Genomic DNA, 16,113 nt, shown 5'->3' on the forward strand with positions numbered 1-16,113 from the left:
CAATAAGTTCCTTTGTCCGTCAAGTTTTTCTGAAATAAGTATTCGCCCAGATCGTCCCCGCTGCATACACTGGGCATGAGGAGGGATGACATGGCGATTTTAAACTGGGGCGTTGATTCAGCGGCCCGTGTGACAGAGGATTTCTATCAATGTGTAGTCCAGGAATTCGGTCAGCCCGATTTCTGGGGACGATACTTATCAGATATTGCAGGAATGAGCGATGGGTTAACGGTGGATGAAGCTCATTTCATCCGCGATAAAGGAATGAAGCTTTTGCCGATTTACAACAATTTTTCAGCAGCAGTCGGCGAACGGGCCGGTTCTGTCGCGGCGCGTAACGCGATTTTCAAGGCGCGCAGCTTAGGCTTGGCGGAAGGCAGCTTTATCTTTGCCAATGTGGAAAAATTTTTTGACGTTGATGCCGCATGGCTCGCCGCCTGGGTCGAGACCTTCTATGAAAGCCCGTTCCGTCCCGGCTTTTATGCCGACCCGGATGAAGGACCTTTTAATGAAGCTTTTTGTCAGGCGGTGGAAGCAACCCCGCTCGTCGGCGAGCAGGCTGTCATCTGGAGCGCCGAGCCTGGGCCCGGCGTCACGACGAAGCGGCGCTTTCCACCTTATGCGCCAAGCGGGCCTGATTGTGAAGCAAATGTCTGGGCCTGGCAATACGGCCGCGACGCAAGCTCCTGCCCGATTGACACGGTTCTCATGCAGCAGCAGCTCTATGAAACATTGGGCTAAGAAAAGCCTCGCGAAGCCGACGCTTTTCCTTGAGGCAACCTAAAAAAGAGATGTTTCAAAAGGGATCCTCATCCAGCTTTTGAAACATCTCGTGATTTTCTTATGCTTCCGGCTCAATCAAACCGTACTTTCCATCTTTTCGGCGGTATACGATATTTGTATTGCCATTGACGGCATCTGAGAAGACGAAAAAGTTATGTCCGAGCATATCCATTTGCAAAATCGCTTCTTCCGCGTCCATCGGCTTTAAATTAAACCGCTTCGTACGCACGACCTCTAATTCATCTGAAACCGGTTCTTCCTCTTCAAGCGGCTCAAGATCATTTTTAAACATATACTTCAAGCTGCCTTCTTGACGAAACTTCCGGTTCACTTTCGTCTTATGCTTACGAATCTGACGTTCTAACTTTTCCACCACATTGTCTATCGCCGCATACATGTCTGTATGAACTTCCTCTGCCCGTAATAGCAACTGAGGCATCGGGATCGTAATTTCCATTATATGTTGATTGTTTAACACTTGCATTCTTACGTTGACATCCGCTACAGGCGTTGTATCAAAATAACGCTCTAATTTGCCGATTTTTTTCTCAACATAGTCTCGTAAAGCTGGAGTTACTTCAATGTTTTCACCACGAATATTGTATTTCATTAAGAACTCCTCCTTTTCTATGTACTTATTTCTATATACCCCATTATAAACCCTTCTTAAACATATTATGTAGCTCAGATTAAATTTGTTGATTTTCCGTAAAGATATCCGCTTTCGTTATCCTTCAAATGAAAAACCCGCTTCTTCCTATTTAAGAAAGAAGCGGGTTTGAATAGTTATAGCTATGATTCATTTTCCTACCCAGGAATGTGAATTAAAGCTTAACAACGTTCGCAGCTTGAGGTCCGCGAGCACCTTCAACAATTTCAAATTCAACATCTTGACCTTCGTCTAAAGACTTGAATCCTTCAGCATTGATAGCAGAGAAGTGAACGAATACGTCGTCCCCATCTTCGCGCTCGATAAAACCGAAACCTTTTTCTGCGTTAAACCATTTTACTTTTCCTTGCATGCTTTCACATTCCCTTCGTAACTAAAATACTGTGGATAATTTCCACACTTTTACTATAGCAGTGCTTATAATCAATGTCAAACGCTTATCCTGTCGAACTTTCAGGAGAAATTGAAATATTTTGACGAATGGATTAAAAAAATTGAAAACGCTTCACTTTCCGCCTTGAATATCCTACTTTCTTATCAAAAATGATTATTTTTTGGAATAATCTAAATTTTTCCTTGTTTTCTGACATTTTTCCCATTAGAATGGTAATAAAGGTTTACATATATAGACAAATTTGCAATATGCAATAGAGTTTAGGATGGCCCCTTCCACTAGTCCATGCTCATAATACTTACCCTTTCCTCACCCATATTAGCATGGCTGGTTTTATAATGTGTGAAGCCCCTCGTTCCCCATGAGGGCTTTTTTCCCCGCCTTCACGCATAATAAGAAAAAGGCACACTCTCTTTGGCGCCAGAAAGCAGGAGGGGTGCCTTTTTGGATTTCGTAGCTTTTGCCTACTATAATCATTCGTAAAAGTTTGGTAAAGTAAGAGAGATGATGGAATAAGAAGGGAGGCCACTGGAATGATAGCTTGGAAAAGAGTATGTATCGGGGTTTCTGCTGTTCTGCTCTTGACAGCGTGCGGCGAACCGGCCGATACTGATTCCGATGCCCCGGCGAATCCCGAGCAGGAGATACATGAAGAGGAAGAGGAAACCGCTCTTTCTGTTGAAGAGGTTCTGCTTCGGTCGGTTGATGTGATGACGGCAGTTAAGAGCATCAGCTCCGAATTGCAAATGCAGCAGACGATGCAATTCCCCGACGGAGAAACCTTTACTTCTGACTCAGAAATGGTCATGGACTTCATTCAGAAACCGTTAGCCACTTACCAGAAGATGATTGTGGACGTGCCTGAAATGGGGGAAATTGAAACCGAAATGTATCTCGTGGACAATGAAATTTACTTCCGTGATGCGATGGAAAATGCCTGGTTTACATATCCCGACGAATTAGCGCAAAACGTATCAGAGCTGCAAACAAGAAAAATCGAGCCAACCGAGCAGCTTGAACTGTTACTGAAATACGCCGATCATCTCACCATAGAAGAGGAAGCGAAGCATTACCGCATCCATGTCGAAGGAGCGGCCTCGGCTTTACCGAGCTTCGCCGAGGAATTAAACGGCCTGGTCAATGAAGAATTTGCCAATACGCTTGATTCAATGGCTAACCTGGCTACAATTGAAGCGCTTGATTACACGCTTCTTATTGATAAAGAAACGTTCTACCAGACACAAATGGACATGTCAATGGACTTCTCCCTTACATTGGAAGGAGAAGCTCTCCCCATGCAAACAACAACTTCGGCCAGCTTCAGCCGCTTCAATGAAATAGAAAGCATCGACATTCCAGCCGAAGTGCTCGATGCCGCCGAAGAATTCAACCTCGAATACACAGAATTTGAGGAAGTGGGATAGAGCTTAAGCAAAACGGTTGTTTTTTCCTTTTTTGCTTAAGCTCAAAGCAGTGTGCGAGTTCAGCGCATGGTTTTAAACTCCGATACCGAGTTCGGGATGGGATTTGCGCAGAACGGAGCCACTGCCTTGTTTTTTTATGCTTCAAAACAGGCTTCTTTCAGCCAGCCGCGTAACGCGCCTGTTTCGAACAGAATCCCCAGGCCAACACCGGGCCTGGGGATTTGATTTTTACTCTCTTACAGCCGCTTCTCTCGCCGCCAATCAGGATGAGAAAAACCGTTTCATCCTGATTTTCAAACCTGGCGGCGGCTCCGCTCCTGTTTCGAACAGAATCCCCAGGCCAACACCGGGCCTGGGGATTCTGTTCTTACACTCCACGTTTATCGAAGAAAATCCCGTCTGAGCCGGGGCCTTCGTATGGGTTTTCGTATTTTCGGTTGGTTGCTTTTTTCGTTTGTAGCTCGGTTAGATTCATGCGAATCTCCTGTTTTAGCTGCTCCAGCCGATTCATTAAACGTTTATTTAATTTAATCAGTTCGGCGCCAAGCTTCTGCTCTGCTTCATTTAAGCTCGACCGGTCGACCTGCGCGATCAGCTTCTCTCGTTCGTCCAGCCTTTGATCAAGCTCGGCTAAAAAGGCTTCGCGCTCCTCATCTTTTTTCGGAAAAGGGTCGTTCACAAAGGAAAAAAGTGCCTCTGTCTGGAGATATAACGTCTTGATGACAGACATTAGGCTTGACCACCCGCACCGTGACGCTGCTGACGGTCAGCCGCAATAACCTGCTTCCACGTATCGCGAAACTCGATTACAAGCTCCTCCGCTTCTTCCAACATGACAACATCGTTTTTAATATTGGCTTCGACCATACGATTGAGAATGAAATCATACATTCTCATCATATTCTGACCTAGTTCGGAGTCTGTCTTTAACGTTACCATCAACTCACGGATAATGTTCTGGGCCTTTGTCATCGCTTCATTGCGCTTCTCAATCTCTTGCGCTTCCATTGCCTGTTTCGCCTGCTTGATAAACTTTAAGCAGCCGTTATAAAGCATTAATGTCAGCTCGCCAGGAGATGCAGTCTTCATTGCGTTTTGTTTGTAAGCAGCTTGCATATGTGTTGCAGCCATCATGTCACCCTTCCTTTTGGCTCATACTCTAAGACTATTATACTATAAATAATTGCCGATAACAGTCTATTGATGCAAATAATTCCTTATTATTGTCCCTGATTTCCATATAGCTGGGCAAAGAGCGATTCTGCCTGCTGGTTCGCTCGTTGAACCGCTGCTTCCATGGCGTTAAATTGCCGCCAGTAACGCTCTTCCACCTGCTGCAGGCGACGTTCAAAATTTGAAATCCGGTCATTAATATCATTCAAATTACGTCCAAGCGTAAACTGATGGTTCTGTACTAACCCGCGGAAACCACCGGCACGCTCGGCCAACGAGGAAATCGCCCCATCGAGCGTGTCACGTACACGTCTGGCAATCCCTTTTTCTTCAAAGCTGTCTCCGTCCGCCGCAAACAGCTGGAAAACCCCTTCTGCGTCGCTTTCAATCGCAGCACGAAGCTTGTCTTCATCAATTTCCAGCTTTCCTCTGGCCATATAATCATTGGTCGTCGTAATCCCGATCGCCGACAAATGGTTAAATTGGGTAGCCAGCTCCCCCGAAACCGAGCTGTACATATCGACACGCATTTGATCAAACGGCGTGCGCAATGCCTGATCATTACGAAGCAAACCGCTGCGGGCACGCTCTTCCCACTGTTCGATTTCCTTCTCGGACAGCGCTTCTTTTTCTTCATCCGTCAATGGCTTATAATCACGATAGCGCTCCTCCGTCATCTTGCCATTTACAAAATCAATCAGCTCATTGTATTCATCGATAAAGCCTTTGATCGTATCAAACACTTTATCCGTATCGGTTGAAACGCCAAGCGTAATTTCTTCATCAGGCGCTGTATCTTTTAACGTAATCGTCATTCCGGAAACAGTAAACGTGTTGGAGCGTCGTTCCGTTTCTAAGCCATTGAGTTCAAATACTGCATTTTGCGCGCCGCTCTCCTGTGTACCATCCAGCTTTAGAGCACTAGCAAAAAAACCAGTAAAAGTCATCTCATCTCCGTTTTCGTTAAACACCCCCGTCTCCGTCCGGGTCATGTTTACTTTATCAGAATGCTCGTCGTAAAACCCATTTACTCCGACTTGAGAACGACTAAGTTCGGTAAAGACGGTATTTAATGACTGATTTGCTGTAAAGACAAATTTATCGCGTACTTCTTCACCTTTTTCATTATAGGCAGAAATCCCTGCAGTAGCATAGCTTTGCGCATAGGTGACTGAAACATCCGTCTGCTCTTCATTAAACCTGATCTGCCCTGTATCAAGGTTGACAAACACCTTACCTTCTTGTCCATCGCCCCATTCTTCAGGGTCAGTAATAATATCTGCACCAGAATATGTTGTAGAACCAGCTGTAATGGAAAGAGAAGCTGCATCAAGCCCGCCCTTTTGAACCTGAAAAGTCGCTCTTCCTGTTTCCAGAGTGAATTCCTCAGTTTCATTATCTGTCATATAAACTGTTTGCACGGTCGTTCCAGCAGCTAAAGGCTCCTCAAACCGTAAAGTTCCACTCTCTGCATCAAGCAGCACAGAATTCTCATTTAGGTCCTCTCCATTAAGCACAACATCATAGACCTTTCCATTGACTTTAACAACCATATCCTCTGGGTTTACAATATTTTCTTTCCCTAGGTCAACCGTATCAGAGGCTGTGGACTGACGAACATTCTCACGATGGACAATCCCTGACTGCCACTCAAACTTTGCTTCTCCTTCTGCCGCTTCACCTGCAAACGTTTGTGAGCCTAATGTGGCTGTCGGGTTAACCTTAGACTCACCTCCAGAAATTTTATCTGTACTGTTATAAGACGCTGCTTTTGCCAGTTGTTGGATGTTACTAATTCGCAACGAAACATTTCCCGGATTCGCTGCGGCGGTCGCGGTTACTTTGCTTTCGTTTGAGCTGGTGACGATTTTCGCCAGCATGTTCGATTGACGGATAACCGAGTCAAACGTGTTGTTTCGGAATGTATCGAGCTTTCGGTTGATTTCACGGTAGTCCTCCATTTTCCATTGGATCGTCTGGCGGTCCTGCATCATTTTGTTAACCGGCATCCGTTCCGCTCTCATTAGATCCTTTACGATCTGTTCAATATCCATTCCTGTTGCCATACCTGAAATTCTCACTGTTTCGCTCTCCTTTCCATACTTCTTTCTTTATTAAACTCGTTCATCAACAATTAGGCCGGCCTGTTTCAGCATGGAGGCGACCATATCAAGGAACTTCTCCGGCGGGATTTCTTTCACGATTTCATCAGTCTCCCTATTCACCACCTGGACATAAGTCCGGTTCAAATCTTCATGTATGTTAAATTTCAATGCTGTCATATTCGTTTCCAGAAGCTGATTCATGCTGTCCGCCTGCTTTTGAAGCCGATCTTTTGTGACCTCTTCCTTAAACTGTTCTTTCGCAAATGCAATTCCTTTTTCAATGATCGTGGAAGGTGATTCCTTTGAAGCTGAATCACTTTTACTTGACTGAAAGACATTCGACAACCCTTGAGATGAAGCACTTTTCACGTCCATACGTGGCACCTCCGCAGATTCTGTTATCTTTTATATCGGCGGGTGTACCACATTCGTTTAGCAGTGATTCACCATTTCTCCATAAAAAAGACCTCCAAAGGTTGACATCCCCCTTTGAAGGTCGCTTTGCTATAATTTCAGATCAATTGAACCACCAAGATGCGGCTGGGCGGCATGCTGGATCGCAGCGGCATCGGCCGAACCCATCAGCTTCTGCAACGCCTCTCCCTGCTGCTCCGCATTACCGAGCGCCTTCTTCATCACCGCCATGCTGGCCTGCTGCTGTACTTGTCCTTGACTCATCGCCATAGACAGTAAAGCAATATCCATTGTAACACCTCCTTTTGTTCAATAATCAGGACGCTGAAAAGAACCAAATTCCAGCATCTGTTTCAGGCGCCGCACGCTCAACCCGGTTTCCCGTGCAATGTCCATAACAGAAAGTGTCGGCTGCTTCTTCAGCAGCTCCTTCACCTGATTAATCTCCAGGCGAAACTGCTTGTAACAGGCATGACAAAAAGGAAGCGTCCACTCCTCCTTGACATGTCCACACTCAGGACAAAAGCGCTCCTCCATCCAGGCGCCCCTCCTATTCATTCTATCTATTTTAAGAAACTAAAAACGGAGAGAACAATTGCTCCAGCCCACTCTTCACTTGCTTCACTTTCGGCAGGGCGGTGAACTGAATCACCTCTTTTACCCGTCCGTATTCCTGCTCTTCGTAGCCGGTCAGGATCATTTCCAAGCTTTGGCGCAGCTTGATCAGCTCACCTTTTTCCGCGTCGCTCTTTAATTCAGTAAATACAGGGAAAAGCGACCGCTCCAGCACAGCATAAGCCGTCATGACATCTTCAAATAAAGGGAGGGACTGCTCAACACGCCCTTCATGCAATTGTGTCGCAATATGAGCCAACCCTTCCTCCATTGTTTCCATGACAGCCAGTGCCTGCTTCATTACATCGATATAGCGCTCCATCCGATCACCCATTTCATCAAAGTTCCTCTTCCATTATATCGGCAATCGATCCCCTTTTGTTTAATGAGCGGCTATTAATGCACATAATCAGGAGAAAGCTGTTTCTGCAACGCTTTCACTTCCTGCTGGCATTCCGTAATTTCCCGGTTAAGCAGATTTGCCTCTTCCTCCGATAAATCGGCTTCCAACGCATATTCTGCGATTTTTTTCATCGCGCGCAGTTTCATCTCTATTTCTTCCAATAACCAGGTTTGGCGCTTACTCCATTCCAACTGTTCTTTCAAAAAACTTAGTTGTTCTTCATTTCGTTTATTCATACTCGCCTCCCTTGTAATAAACTCCCCTTATTACTATATACCCGTTTAGAAACGGTCTCTATCAATGCGTAAAATGAGAAAAAGGTCGTCTAAAGGGAAATGGGAGCCCTTTTTCAGACGACCTCTTTCTTCATTGAACATTCCTTTACGTCTACTGAAGCAAGCGCAACACCATTTGCGCCTGCTGATTGGCCTGGGCCATCATCGCCAGCGAGACTTGGGCAAGAAGCGACCGCTTCGTATATTCCATCATCTCTTTGGCAATGTCAACATCGCGAATGCGTGATTCAGCGGCCTGCAGATTCTCCGCCGTATTCGTCAAATTGGAAATCGTATGCTCAAGCCGATTTTGATAGGCGCCGATTCGGGAACGCTCTGATGAAACTTGACGCAAGGCGCTCTCCAGCCTCCCGATCACCGCTTCCGCTTTTTCATGCGTCGACACGTCCAGGGCATCTTCTTCATCCAGCCCGAGAGCACCCGCCCGCATATCGTTAAACTCGATCTGCATGCTTTGACCGCTATTGGCGCCAATTTGCAAAGAAAGTGAGACCTTCTCGCCATCACCAGAGCCATCAAGCAGCTTTCTCGTATTGAACTCCGTCGAGTTCCCAATCGAATCAATCGCCTCACGCAGCTGTTGAAGCTCTTTTGCAATCGCCTCGCGCTCACTGTCTGTGTTCGTGTCATTTGCCGCCTGCACAGCCAGCTCCCGCATCCGTTGCAAAATCGCCTGTGTCTCGGCAAGCGCCCCCTCCGCTGTTTGCAAAACGGAAATTCCGTCGCGCGCATTCCGGGCCGCCTGCTCCAAGCCACGGATTTGCGCGCGCATTTTTTCTGAAATGGCCAGACCCGCCGGATCATCGGCCACCCGATTGATCCGCTGACCTGAAGAAAGGCGCTCCATTGAACGCTGCAGCAAAAAGCTGTTTTGCTGATAATGACGATAGGCGGTTAACGCCATTCCATTGTGGCGAATAATCATCGTTCGGATTCTCCTTTCAACAGGCCTGACACCTCTTTTTTGTATGTATCGGCTTTTTCCCGTTCGCTTTTTACAAAAAGGAGAATTTTAGATTAAAAAAATAGGCTATCGTAAAAGGGTCTCGTTCCCTTTAAGATAGCCTAACTAAAAAATGTCCGTTCACTCCTTTATTTTTTTCACTCCTCTCCTCTATACAGCTTATGTCTTTCGTTTAATCCCTCTTGCAGCACTTCATTTCTTTCCGACAGGCCGGTCGACACGGCTTCGTTTCTGATTTGCAGCGACGTGCTTGTCATGTAATTTCGCAAAGCAAGAGCGCGGCTGTTCGCGGCATTGCGCAGCTGCAGCATATTCATATCAAGCTCATCCTCTAATTGCCGAGAGAGCGTAACCATTCTTTCTTGTTCTGTTCTCGTCAGTTCGGTCATCTCCATCTGCAGTTCCCTCGACTCTCCGACTATCTCTTGCTGCCTCACTCTACTTTCGGAGAGATTTTCATTTTGCCACTCGCGCCATTCGCTAATCAGCTCATTTCGACGTTGGCGGAGAATTTCTTTTAATTGATTTGCTGAATCCGCTGAAAAATATTCACCACCACCCGCCTCGGCTATCTCCATTAGCGCTTCCTGCTCTTCATTCGCCACATCAAAACCGATAATGTTCACAACTGCGTTTATCTCACTTTCATGCAACTCTCTCGCCGCCTGAACCGGATCACCTTCACATGTTTCTTCTCCGTCACTGACAATATAAATAATACTTTCAATTTGTTCCCCGCCCGCGGCCAACAAATCTTCTTTCGCCGCTTCAATCGAAGCGGCGATCGGGGTAAATCCGGTTGGCGCAAACTGATCGAGCGCCTCTAAAAATGCGTCTTCTTCAAACGGACTGAATGGATACATCAGCTCCGTACCCGCGCAAGACTCCGCATACCCTTCCGCTGTATTATCTCCTTTATGGCCGTATACACGCAGGGAAACATGCGTGTTGTCCGGCATCTGCGCCAGAAAATCTTCCACCGCTTCCTTCGCCAATTCCATTTTCACAGCGCCATCGACCGTTCCCGTCATACTTCTGCTCGAATCAAACAGCACCTGAACATTCGCTTGCGGTATACGCGCTTCCCCCTCTTCAACATCCAGCTCCATTTCACCAGGGCGGTCTGTCACGTCCAGCCTCGTAATTTCAACTTGATCAAAATAATCCTGATACTGTCGATAATCCTCCGCCACTAAATCGAGGAGAACATAAAAAAGCTCTTCCCCCTCAATCCCTTCTTCTACCGCAGCCTTCAAAGCGTCCAGCACGATTTCCTCGTCATACTGGTCGCCATGATACATACCCGGCTCAGCCCGCATGAGCATGTCTGGCTCAGAATGCTGGAAACGTTCAACATTCGCCGCAACCGGCACAGGCTCCAACTCCCTTTCCTCTTCAGCCGTTGCTTTGACCAATTCCCCTTCCGTATCCGCTTCGCCTTCCACCTCATCATTTGCCGAACAGCCAAGTAAAAGTGCCAAACTAAAAAGCGGCAGCAACCACCCTTTCCACCTCAGTATCCTCTCCATCTCCTCATCCTCCCGTTCCCATCCTTTACAACCAAATCCTAATTTACCACCACCTCCACAACTATTCAAACTATTATTACATTTCTGCCTACTGTCCGAGAAAATTGAATAATGAGCACTAGGGATAATGTTCCACTCACCCTGTCGAACTAGGAAAATAGACCAGACCTCCCGATCTTTTTTCACCCTTGAGCACGAGAAAAAAGACCCTGGCATCGCCAGAGTCTTTTGAAAAGAAAATGCTATTATCCAAGTAATTGAAGAACCGCTTGCGGCGCTTGGTTCGCTTGCGCAAGCATCGCTTGAGAAGCTTGAGCCAAGATGTTGTTCTTCGTCATGTTCATAATCTCACGCGCCATATCCACGTCACGAATACGAGATTCAGCAGCTTGCAGGTTCTCTGCAGAGTTGTTCAAGTTAGAAATTGTATGCTCTAGACGATTTTGAGTTGCCCCAAGCATAGAGCGTTCTGCTGATACACGTTCAATTGCATCATTTATAATTGTAACTGCAGCTGCAGCTGATTCGTGGCTCTCCATGGATAAACCACGTTCCACTCCTGCAGCATTCGTACCGTCTGTCACATCATTACCAGATGTGAAAGTTGCTTGAACATAAAATTTATCTGCATCTAAGCCTTCTGCAACAGCATCATCACCAGTAATCATTGTGCCAGCCTCAATTAATGACTCATGACCTCTAGAAATCTCAACCCATTGAGTTGCAGCTCCAGTCGAACTGACTCCAAGAGATTCTGAACGCATATCATTAATTGCTAGTTTAAGTGCCTGGTTTTGATTCGCACCAATTTGGAAAGATAGTGAACGATCTTCAAATTGGGCAGCTGTAGTTTCCTCTGGAGTAACTGTCACTGTTGTCGTAGCTGTTTCTAATGAGAATGTCCCTTCGATAGCAGTAGCGTCATTGGCATCTAAGTCAAATGAGACTCCATTTGAGCTATATGAAATTGCTGTGGTTCCATCCCAAGAAAGTGTGTTTGATGAAATAGAATTACCGTCAACATCTCGGAAATCAACCAAAAGCTCACCACCAGCACTATCCCACGCCACATGGACTTGTGCAACATCTGCAAGTAATTCCGCAGAATCACCATTAACTTCAAAGTTAGTCAAAGCTGCACCAGTTTCTGTAGTAGGGTCAGCAATTGTATTCGTTGTCCAGTCTTGCGCTTCGGCAATGGTGTTAACTCCCCCAGTAACATCACCACTTGCATTGTCAACTTTATTTAAATCAATTGTAACAGATTCACCTTCTGCCCAATTTTCAACATCTTCACCTGTAAACGAGAATGAAATTCCATGGTTATCAAATGTATATGTGTCATTCTCAGCATCGTAGGCAAGTGCTTCAGCATTAATTACTAAAGTTTCTGCAGCGCTATCTTGACCCGCAAAAGATAGTGTGAAACCGTCAGCTGTTCTTGTAATTGATAGTTCATTTGTTTCGTCAGTATTTAAAGTTGACCAATCAAACCCGTTCGCCGCAGGTCCTGTAAAAGAAATATCAAAATCAACTTGAGAATCAGCATCAGACCAAGACACCGGCTCTTCGCCAACAATAACAGTTTGAGTAATTGCCTTCGTTACATCTACTGTAATTGCATCTGTTGTTGATTCAGGAGCTACTTCATATGAAGAAGACAAGTCACCATTTAATAGTCTGCGAGTGTTGAACTCAGTTGTGTTACCGATACGGTTGATTTCAGAGGTTAGCTGATTGATTTCCTTCTGAATTTCGTTACGGTCAACTTCAACATTTGTATCGTTTGAGGCTTGAGTCGCAAGTTCACGCATACGTTGAAGGATGTTTTGTGTTTCTTGAAGAGCACCTTCAGCTGTTTGGATCATAGAGATACCATCTTGAGAGTTACGAGATGCTTGATCCAAGCCGCGGATTTGTGCACGCATTTTTTCAGAGATTGCTAGACCTGCAGCGTCATCTCCTGCACGGTTAATGCGAAGACCTGAAGATAGTTTTTCCATTGCCTTTTGTGCGCCGCCTTGGTTGATACCCATTTGACGGTACGTGTTTAAAGCTGGGATGTTGTTGTTAATAATCATAATATACTTCCTCCTTGAAGTGTCGCCCACGTCCTTGTAGGCCAGATAGATTAGTCAGCAACTCCTTCTGGTTTGGTCGGCCGCCCGAGCCAAAAGGATGCTTACACTCGTTATATCGACAGGTTGGCTCTAATGTTAAATGGTTTTTCGGATTTTTTTATCTTTTTTTGTCTGATTTATGTCTGGATAACAGTTGGCGGTTATGTAGGAGGTTTTTCTTACGTACAAAACTCCCCATTTTCGATTCGACAGAAGACTAAACGGGGAGTTTTATGATTAGTTTTTCAATTGGGCGATGTCGCGTTTGTTTGACAGGGTTTCTTGAAAGAGGAGGTCAATGTCGGTTTTGTGGCGGTAACTGGCTAGCTCCAGCTTGTCCGTTCGTTCTTTCATTTCGAGGCGCAGGGCAACGATGTCTTCCGAGTTTTTCGCCGTCATCTTGATCAGTTGCTCGAATTTAACATTTGTGCGCTGTTCACTTTCCTCAATTGCCTGTTTGAAGGAACGCTCCTGTTCATCAAAGCGCTTGTCGAGATTTTGAAGCTGCTTGTTCATTTGCTTGACTAACGTGAAAAGTTCGCTTTCCATTTGCTTTCACCTCCTTTAGGTTAAGTCTATATCGAATGTCTGTTCCTGTAAAGGCGAACAGGCATCATTGGGAAGAATGTTAACTGAACAGGGACACCACGGCCTGCTAACAGGGGATTGATTGGAATAAATCTATCACTTCTTCCCAAACCATCTATCCCATAACTCATGGAATAATTGATTGTAATTATAGGTTACATAACTTAAAAATAATGTAGTAAAAACCGTCATTAATCTGGGCTCTCCAGCTAGATAGATTTCTAATGGAATCATATAGAAAACACTCGTAATAATAAAGCTGATTCCCAATGCTTCAATATACAATCTTACTTTTTGAAGGTTCATCGTTTCCCTCTTTATTTAAGAATTTATCTAATCAGAAAACTCGTTTCAACAGCGACTCTCCAGTTTCTCATCAATAATAGGAAGATTGGATTTCCCTGTTTAGCCGGGCGAGCTCGCGTTTGATCAACAGATTTTTTTGGAAGGAGCGATCGAAGTTCCTTGTGTGTCTTTCCGTTGCTTCTCTTACTTTGCGGCTCGCGATCGCGATTTCCTCAGAGAGCTGCTGGAGAAGCTGCTCCTGTCGGTCAAATTGGGCATTTATCCGTTGCTCACTCTCCTCAATTGCCTGTTTGATCGTTTGTTTGAAGGAACGCTCCTGTTCATCAAAGCGTGTGTCGAAATTTTGTACCTTTAGGTCTATACTCTGGACATGTCCTACCAGTCTCTCCAGCCGCTTGTTCATTTGCTTCAATAACGTGAGAACTTCGCTTTCACATTCCATTGGCTTTCACCCTTTCATCAAAAGTCTAGGCTGAAGGCTTGTCCTTGTAAAGGCGAACAGGCGTCACTGGGACAAATCGTGAGCGGACAGGGCAAAACAGTTCGGTAATAGGTCAAACGCGAAGGCAGAAACAGGGAAACTTGCGAAAAAACTAGCTTTGACCTATAGGCTGGGCAAAAGATAAAAAAACAACCATTTTATACGGAAATTAGATTCTGGCCGAAATTCAAGGATGGCTCTGCACCGCCTATACTCCCTTCTTGGAGAAGCTATCGAGAGGAACTAGATTCCGTTATTCTTCTATTTTAACGCTCATCTGTACAACAATAGGAACGAGATTCCGTTACTAGGCAAAAACAAGCGGTTCAACCACCTTGTAACCGACAATAGCGGAATGAGGTTCCCTATACACCAACGATAAGGGCCCTGGAAGCGAAATAACGGAATGACGTTCCTTCTGCCCCTCTCAATTGTTCGGGTGTTCCTTTAAGAAACCTTTCAAGCCGTCGATCGAGACGGTTTTGGCGGCTTCGCTGTTTTCGGTTTGGATCGCGACATAAATCTCTTTTCGGTGGATGTCGACATGTCTCGGCGCCTGGATACCGAGTTTGACCTGGTCGCCATCAATCGCCAGGATGGTGATTTCGATGTCATCGCCGATTTGAATCGCTTCCTTTAGCTTGCGTGAGAGCACGAGCATTTACTTCGCCCCCTTTGCCGCAGCGAAAATCGCATGCTTCGTCTGGTAGTTCGTTTCGTTCATTAAAATTTGCTTGCCTTTTTGCTTGGCGGCGTTGATGACAACAGGCCCTTGAAGATTGGCGGTCGTTTCTGCGAACGGCTCGCGAATCGTCAGCATGACAAAAATCGCGACATCCTCCTGCTTCACGATCTCGAGCTGTTCAATCGTCGAATCGGTGAGCTTCACTTCATACTGGGCGACATAGTCAAACGGATTAACGACAATAAAAGCGACATTGGCGCTTTTCGTCGACTGCAGCACATAAAACGGTGTATTCTCTTCAAAAGGGAGGAGGACAAAAGAAGTTTCCTCTTCGAAAGCGGGAAGACCTTTTTCAAATGTAATGAAGCGGTCTTCGGCGACCTCCACAATCCCTTGATATTTCGTTTCAATTTTCATACTCCCCCACACCTCACAATATATTCTTCCATGATTGTAGCATGGACTTGCCTGAAAAGGTTGACCTTTTCCTTTTTCAAACAAGCTAAAGGTATAGCTAGATCTATTAAGAAAGCCGCACAGAGGCTTTTTTGTTTAGTAGTCAGGGTTTACTCTTCAACCTCGCTACCGGGACGGGGGCACGCTTTCCGCAGGCGGGCGTTGACCTAACCAGTTGCGCCGGTGGATTTCAACCTACCCTTCCCTCCTGCAGGAGTCGGCCCTCCCATCCCGTCCTCTTTTTCTAATGGGTTACCGTGAGTACAGCTCCAATCCAAGTATGTGACAAAACTGTCCAGTGCTTTCCCAATGCACCAAAAACAAAGACCATAAGAAGCTGGTCTTACGCCACATCTGGCAGGACGCGTTGGTCTAAGCTGAAGGGGCTCGAAAAAAATTCCATGCAGACGATGCTTGCTTTTGCTGCCATAAATCTGAAAAAACTGGCGACATGGCACTGGAGGAACACCAAATGCAAAAACGGCTTTCCTTACGCGTAGCACGCGAAGCCATTGACCCCTCGAATCATCTCGAAAATTTTATCCTTGCTTATCTGAGTCAATTTCATAATTTGAACCCTTAGTCTCGCAAGGTTTTCAAGGCACGAAAAAAGGAGTACCTCCCCAAAAGTCGAATGAGTTAAGTGACGAAACAAAACTACAGACTGGAGGAAGACTCCCTATGCCTATTATACGACAAGAAAGCCT

Annotated in this window: 19 protein-coding genes and 1 pseudogene; 3 read left to right on the forward strand and 17 right to left on the reverse strand. The window is 45.7% G+C overall.

Annotation, left to right across the window (positions count from 1 at the left end; all coding sequences use genetic code 11):
• Positions 1-90: 90 nt before the first annotated feature.
• Positions 91-741: a glycoside hydrolase domain-containing protein gene (locus M3202_RS11130; protein ID WP_251223412.1), complete on the forward strand. Its 651-nt coding sequence runs from the start codon at positions 91-93 to the stop codon at positions 739-741.
• A 100-nt stretch (positions 742-841) separates the two neighbouring features.
• On the opposite strand, the gene hpf is transcribed toward M3202_RS11130, so the two are convergent.
• Both hpf and M3202_RS11140 read right to left on the reverse strand, forming a co-directional pair.
• On the reverse strand, positions 842-1,393 hold the full coding sequence (gene hpf, locus M3202_RS11135; protein ID WP_251223413.1) for a ribosome hibernation-promoting factor, HPF/YfiA family: 552 nt from the start codon (positions 1,391-1,393) through the stop codon (positions 842-844).
• 214 nt (positions 1,394-1,607) lie between these two features.
• Positions 1,608-1,805, reverse strand: coding sequence for a cold shock domain-containing protein (locus M3202_RS11140; RefSeq protein WP_035345405.1), 198 nt, complete (start codon positions 1,803-1,805; stop codon positions 1,608-1,610).
• Between the two features lie 575 nt (positions 1,806-2,380).
• On the opposite strand from M3202_RS11140, the gene M3202_RS11145 reads away from it, so the two are divergent.
• Positions 2,381-3,271, forward strand: a complete 891-nt coding sequence (locus M3202_RS11145; RefSeq protein WP_251223414.1) for a DUF6612 family protein — start codon at positions 2,381-2,383, stop codon at positions 3,269-3,271.
• A gap of 367 nt (positions 3,272-3,638) precedes the next feature.
• Here M3202_RS11145 and fliT read toward each other — a convergent pair whose 3' ends face one another.
• The 15 genes from fliT to fliW all read right to left on the reverse strand — a co-directional run bounded on the left by fliT (position 3,639) and on the right by fliW (position 15,367).
• On the reverse strand, positions 3,639-4,001 hold the full coding sequence (gene fliT / locus M3202_RS11150; protein ID WP_251223415.1) for a flagellar protein FliT: 363 nt from the start codon (positions 3,999-4,001) through the stop codon (positions 3,639-3,641).
• Positions 4,001-4,402: a flagellar export chaperone FliS gene (gene fliS / locus M3202_RS11155; protein ID WP_251223435.1), complete on the reverse strand. Its 402-nt coding sequence runs from the start codon at positions 4,400-4,402 to the stop codon at positions 4,001-4,003. Before fliS ends, fliT begins: the two co-directional genes overlap by 1 nt.
• An 89-nt stretch (positions 4,403-4,491) precedes the next feature.
• A complete protein-coding gene (gene fliD / locus M3202_RS11160; protein WP_251223416.1) occupies positions 4,492-6,525 on the reverse strand; it encodes a flagellar filament capping protein FliD in 2,034 nt (677 codons plus the stop codon).
• A 33-nt stretch (positions 6,526-6,558) separates the two neighbouring features.
• Positions 6,559-6,924 carry a flagellar protein FlaG gene (locus M3202_RS11165; protein ID WP_251223417.1) on the reverse strand — a complete coding sequence of 122 codons (366 nt, stop codon included), beginning with the start codon at positions 6,922-6,924 and terminating at the stop codon, positions 6,559-6,561.
• 129 nt (positions 6,925-7,053) lie between these two features.
• Positions 7,054-7,254: a YjfB family protein gene (locus M3202_RS11170; RefSeq protein ID WP_251223418.1), complete on the reverse strand. Its 201-nt coding sequence runs from the start codon at positions 7,252-7,254 to the stop codon at positions 7,054-7,056.
• Between the two features lie 18 nt (positions 7,255-7,272).
• The gene (locus M3202_RS11175; protein WP_251223419.1) at positions 7,273-7,500 is read right to left on the reverse strand and encodes a hypothetical protein; all 228 of its coding nucleotides are present in this window, start codon (positions 7,498-7,500) and stop codon (positions 7,273-7,275) included.
• A gap of 31 nt (positions 7,501-7,531) precedes the next feature.
• Positions 7,532-7,912, reverse strand: coding sequence for a DUF8042 domain-containing protein (locus tag M3202_RS11180; protein ID WP_251223420.1), 381 nt, complete (start codon positions 7,910-7,912; stop codon positions 7,532-7,534).
• Between the two features lie 62 nt (positions 7,913-7,974).
• On the reverse strand, positions 7,975-8,217 hold the full coding sequence (locus M3202_RS11185; protein ID WP_251223421.1) for a hypothetical protein: 243 nt from the start codon (positions 8,215-8,217) through the stop codon (positions 7,975-7,977).
• A gap of 151 nt (positions 8,218-8,368) precedes the next feature.
• A complete protein-coding gene (locus tag M3202_RS11190) occupies positions 8,369-9,202 on the reverse strand; it encodes a flagellin N-terminal helical domain-containing protein (protein ID WP_251223422.1) in 834 nt (277 codons plus the stop codon).
• Between the two features lie 176 nt (positions 9,203-9,378).
• Positions 9,379-10,770: a VWA domain-containing protein gene (locus tag M3202_RS11195; protein WP_251223423.1), complete on the reverse strand. Its 1,392-nt coding sequence runs from the start codon at positions 10,768-10,770 to the stop codon at positions 9,379-9,381.
• A gap of 245 nt (positions 10,771-11,015) precedes the next feature.
• Positions 11,016-12,851 carry a flagellin N-terminal helical domain-containing protein gene (locus M3202_RS22360; RefSeq protein WP_285890409.1) on the reverse strand — a complete coding sequence of 612 codons (1,836 nt, stop codon included), beginning with the start codon at positions 12,849-12,851 and terminating at the stop codon, positions 11,016-11,018.
• Positions 12,852-13,127: 276 nt separating this feature from the next.
• Positions 13,128-13,439 (reverse strand): hypothetical protein, encoded by a 312-nt coding sequence (locus M3202_RS11210; RefSeq protein ID WP_251223424.1) that lies wholly within the window; start codon positions 13,437-13,439, stop codon positions 13,128-13,130.
• Positions 13,440-13,854: 415 nt separating this feature from the next.
• Entirely contained in the window at positions 13,855-14,226 is a 372-nt protein-coding gene (locus tag M3202_RS11215) for a hypothetical protein (RefSeq protein ID WP_251223425.1), read from the reverse strand.
• Positions 14,227-14,692: 466 nt separating this feature from the next.
• A complete protein-coding gene (gene csrA, locus M3202_RS11220; protein ID WP_251223426.1) occupies positions 14,693-14,926 on the reverse strand; it encodes a carbon storage regulator CsrA in 234 nt (77 codons plus the stop codon).
• A complete protein-coding gene (gene fliW, locus M3202_RS11225) occupies positions 14,927-15,367 on the reverse strand; it encodes a flagellar assembly protein FliW (protein WP_251223427.1) in 441 nt (146 codons plus the stop codon).
• A gap of 250 nt (positions 15,368-15,617) precedes the next feature.
• Here fliW and M3202_RS11230 point away from each other — a divergent pair.
• Positions 15,618-15,906: pseudogene (locus tag M3202_RS11230) on the forward strand (hypothetical protein); the annotation flags it as partial.
• Positions 15,907-16,113 lie beyond the last annotated feature (207 nt).

This window comes from Halalkalibacter oceani, assembly GCF_023715605.1.
GTDB lineage: Bacteria > Bacillota > Bacilli > Bacillales > Bacillaceae_D > Halalkalibacter > Halalkalibacter oceani.

Coding starts and splice junctions, on each gene's coding strand:
- M3202_RS11130 (WP_251223412.1), top strand. CDS start 91: ATGGCGATTTTAAACTGGGGCGTTGATTCAGCGGCCCGTGTGACAGAG.
- hpf (WP_251223413.1), bottom strand. CDS start 1,393: ATGAAATACAATATTCGTGGTGAAAACATTGAAGTAACTCCAGCTTTA.
- M3202_RS11140 (WP_035345405.1), bottom strand. CDS start 1,805: ATGCAAGGAAAAGTAAAATGGTTTAACGCAGAAAAAGGTTTCGGTTTT.
- M3202_RS11145 (WP_251223414.1), top strand. CDS start 2,381: ATGATAGCTTGGAAAAGAGTATGTATCGGGGTTTCTGCTGTTCTGCTC.
- fliT (WP_251223415.1), bottom strand. CDS start 4,001: ATGTCTGTCATCAAGACGTTATATCTCCAGACAGAGGCACTTTTTTCC.
- fliS (WP_251223435.1), bottom strand. CDS start 4,402: ATGGCTGCAACACATATGCAAGCTGCTTACAAACAAAACGCAATGAAG.
- M3202_RS11165 (WP_251223417.1), bottom strand. CDS start 6,924: ATGGACGTGAAAAGTGCTTCATCTCAAGGGTTGTCGAATGTCTTTCAG.
- M3202_RS11170 (WP_251223418.1), bottom strand. CDS start 7,254: ATGGATATTGCTTTACTGTCTATGGCGATGAGTCAAGGACAAGTACAG.
- M3202_RS11175 (WP_251223419.1), bottom strand. CDS start 7,500: ATGGAGGAGCGCTTTTGTCCTGAGTGTGGACATGTCAAGGAGGAGTGG.
- M3202_RS11180 (WP_251223420.1), bottom strand. CDS start 7,912: ATGGGTGATCGGATGGAGCGCTATATCGATGTAATGAAGCAGGCACTG.
- M3202_RS11185 (WP_251223421.1), bottom strand. CDS start 8,217: ATGAATAAACGAAATGAAGAACAACTAAGTTTTTTGAAAGAACAGTTG.
- M3202_RS11190 (WP_251223422.1), bottom strand. CDS start 9,202: ATGATTATTCGCCACAATGGAATGGCGTTAACCGCCTATCGTCATTAT.
- M3202_RS11195 (WP_251223423.1), bottom strand. CDS start 10,770: ATGGAGAGGATACTGAGGTGGAAAGGGTGGTTGCTGCCGCTTTTTAGT.
- M3202_RS22360 (WP_285890409.1), bottom strand. CDS start 12,851: ATGATTATTAACAACAACATCCCAGCTTTAAACACGTACCGTCAAATG.
- M3202_RS11210 (WP_251223424.1), bottom strand. CDS start 13,439: ATGGAAAGCGAACTTTTCACGTTAGTCAAGCAAATGAACAAGCAGCTT.
- M3202_RS11215 (WP_251223425.1), bottom strand. CDS start 14,226: ATGGAATGTGAAAGCGAAGTTCTCACGTTATTGAAGCAAATGAACAAG.
- csrA (WP_251223426.1), bottom strand. CDS start 14,926: ATGCTCGTGCTCTCACGCAAGCTAAAGGAAGCGATTCAAATCGGCGAT.
- fliW (WP_251223427.1), bottom strand. CDS start 15,367: ATGAAAATTGAAACGAAATATCAAGGGATTGTGGAGGTCGCCGAAGAC.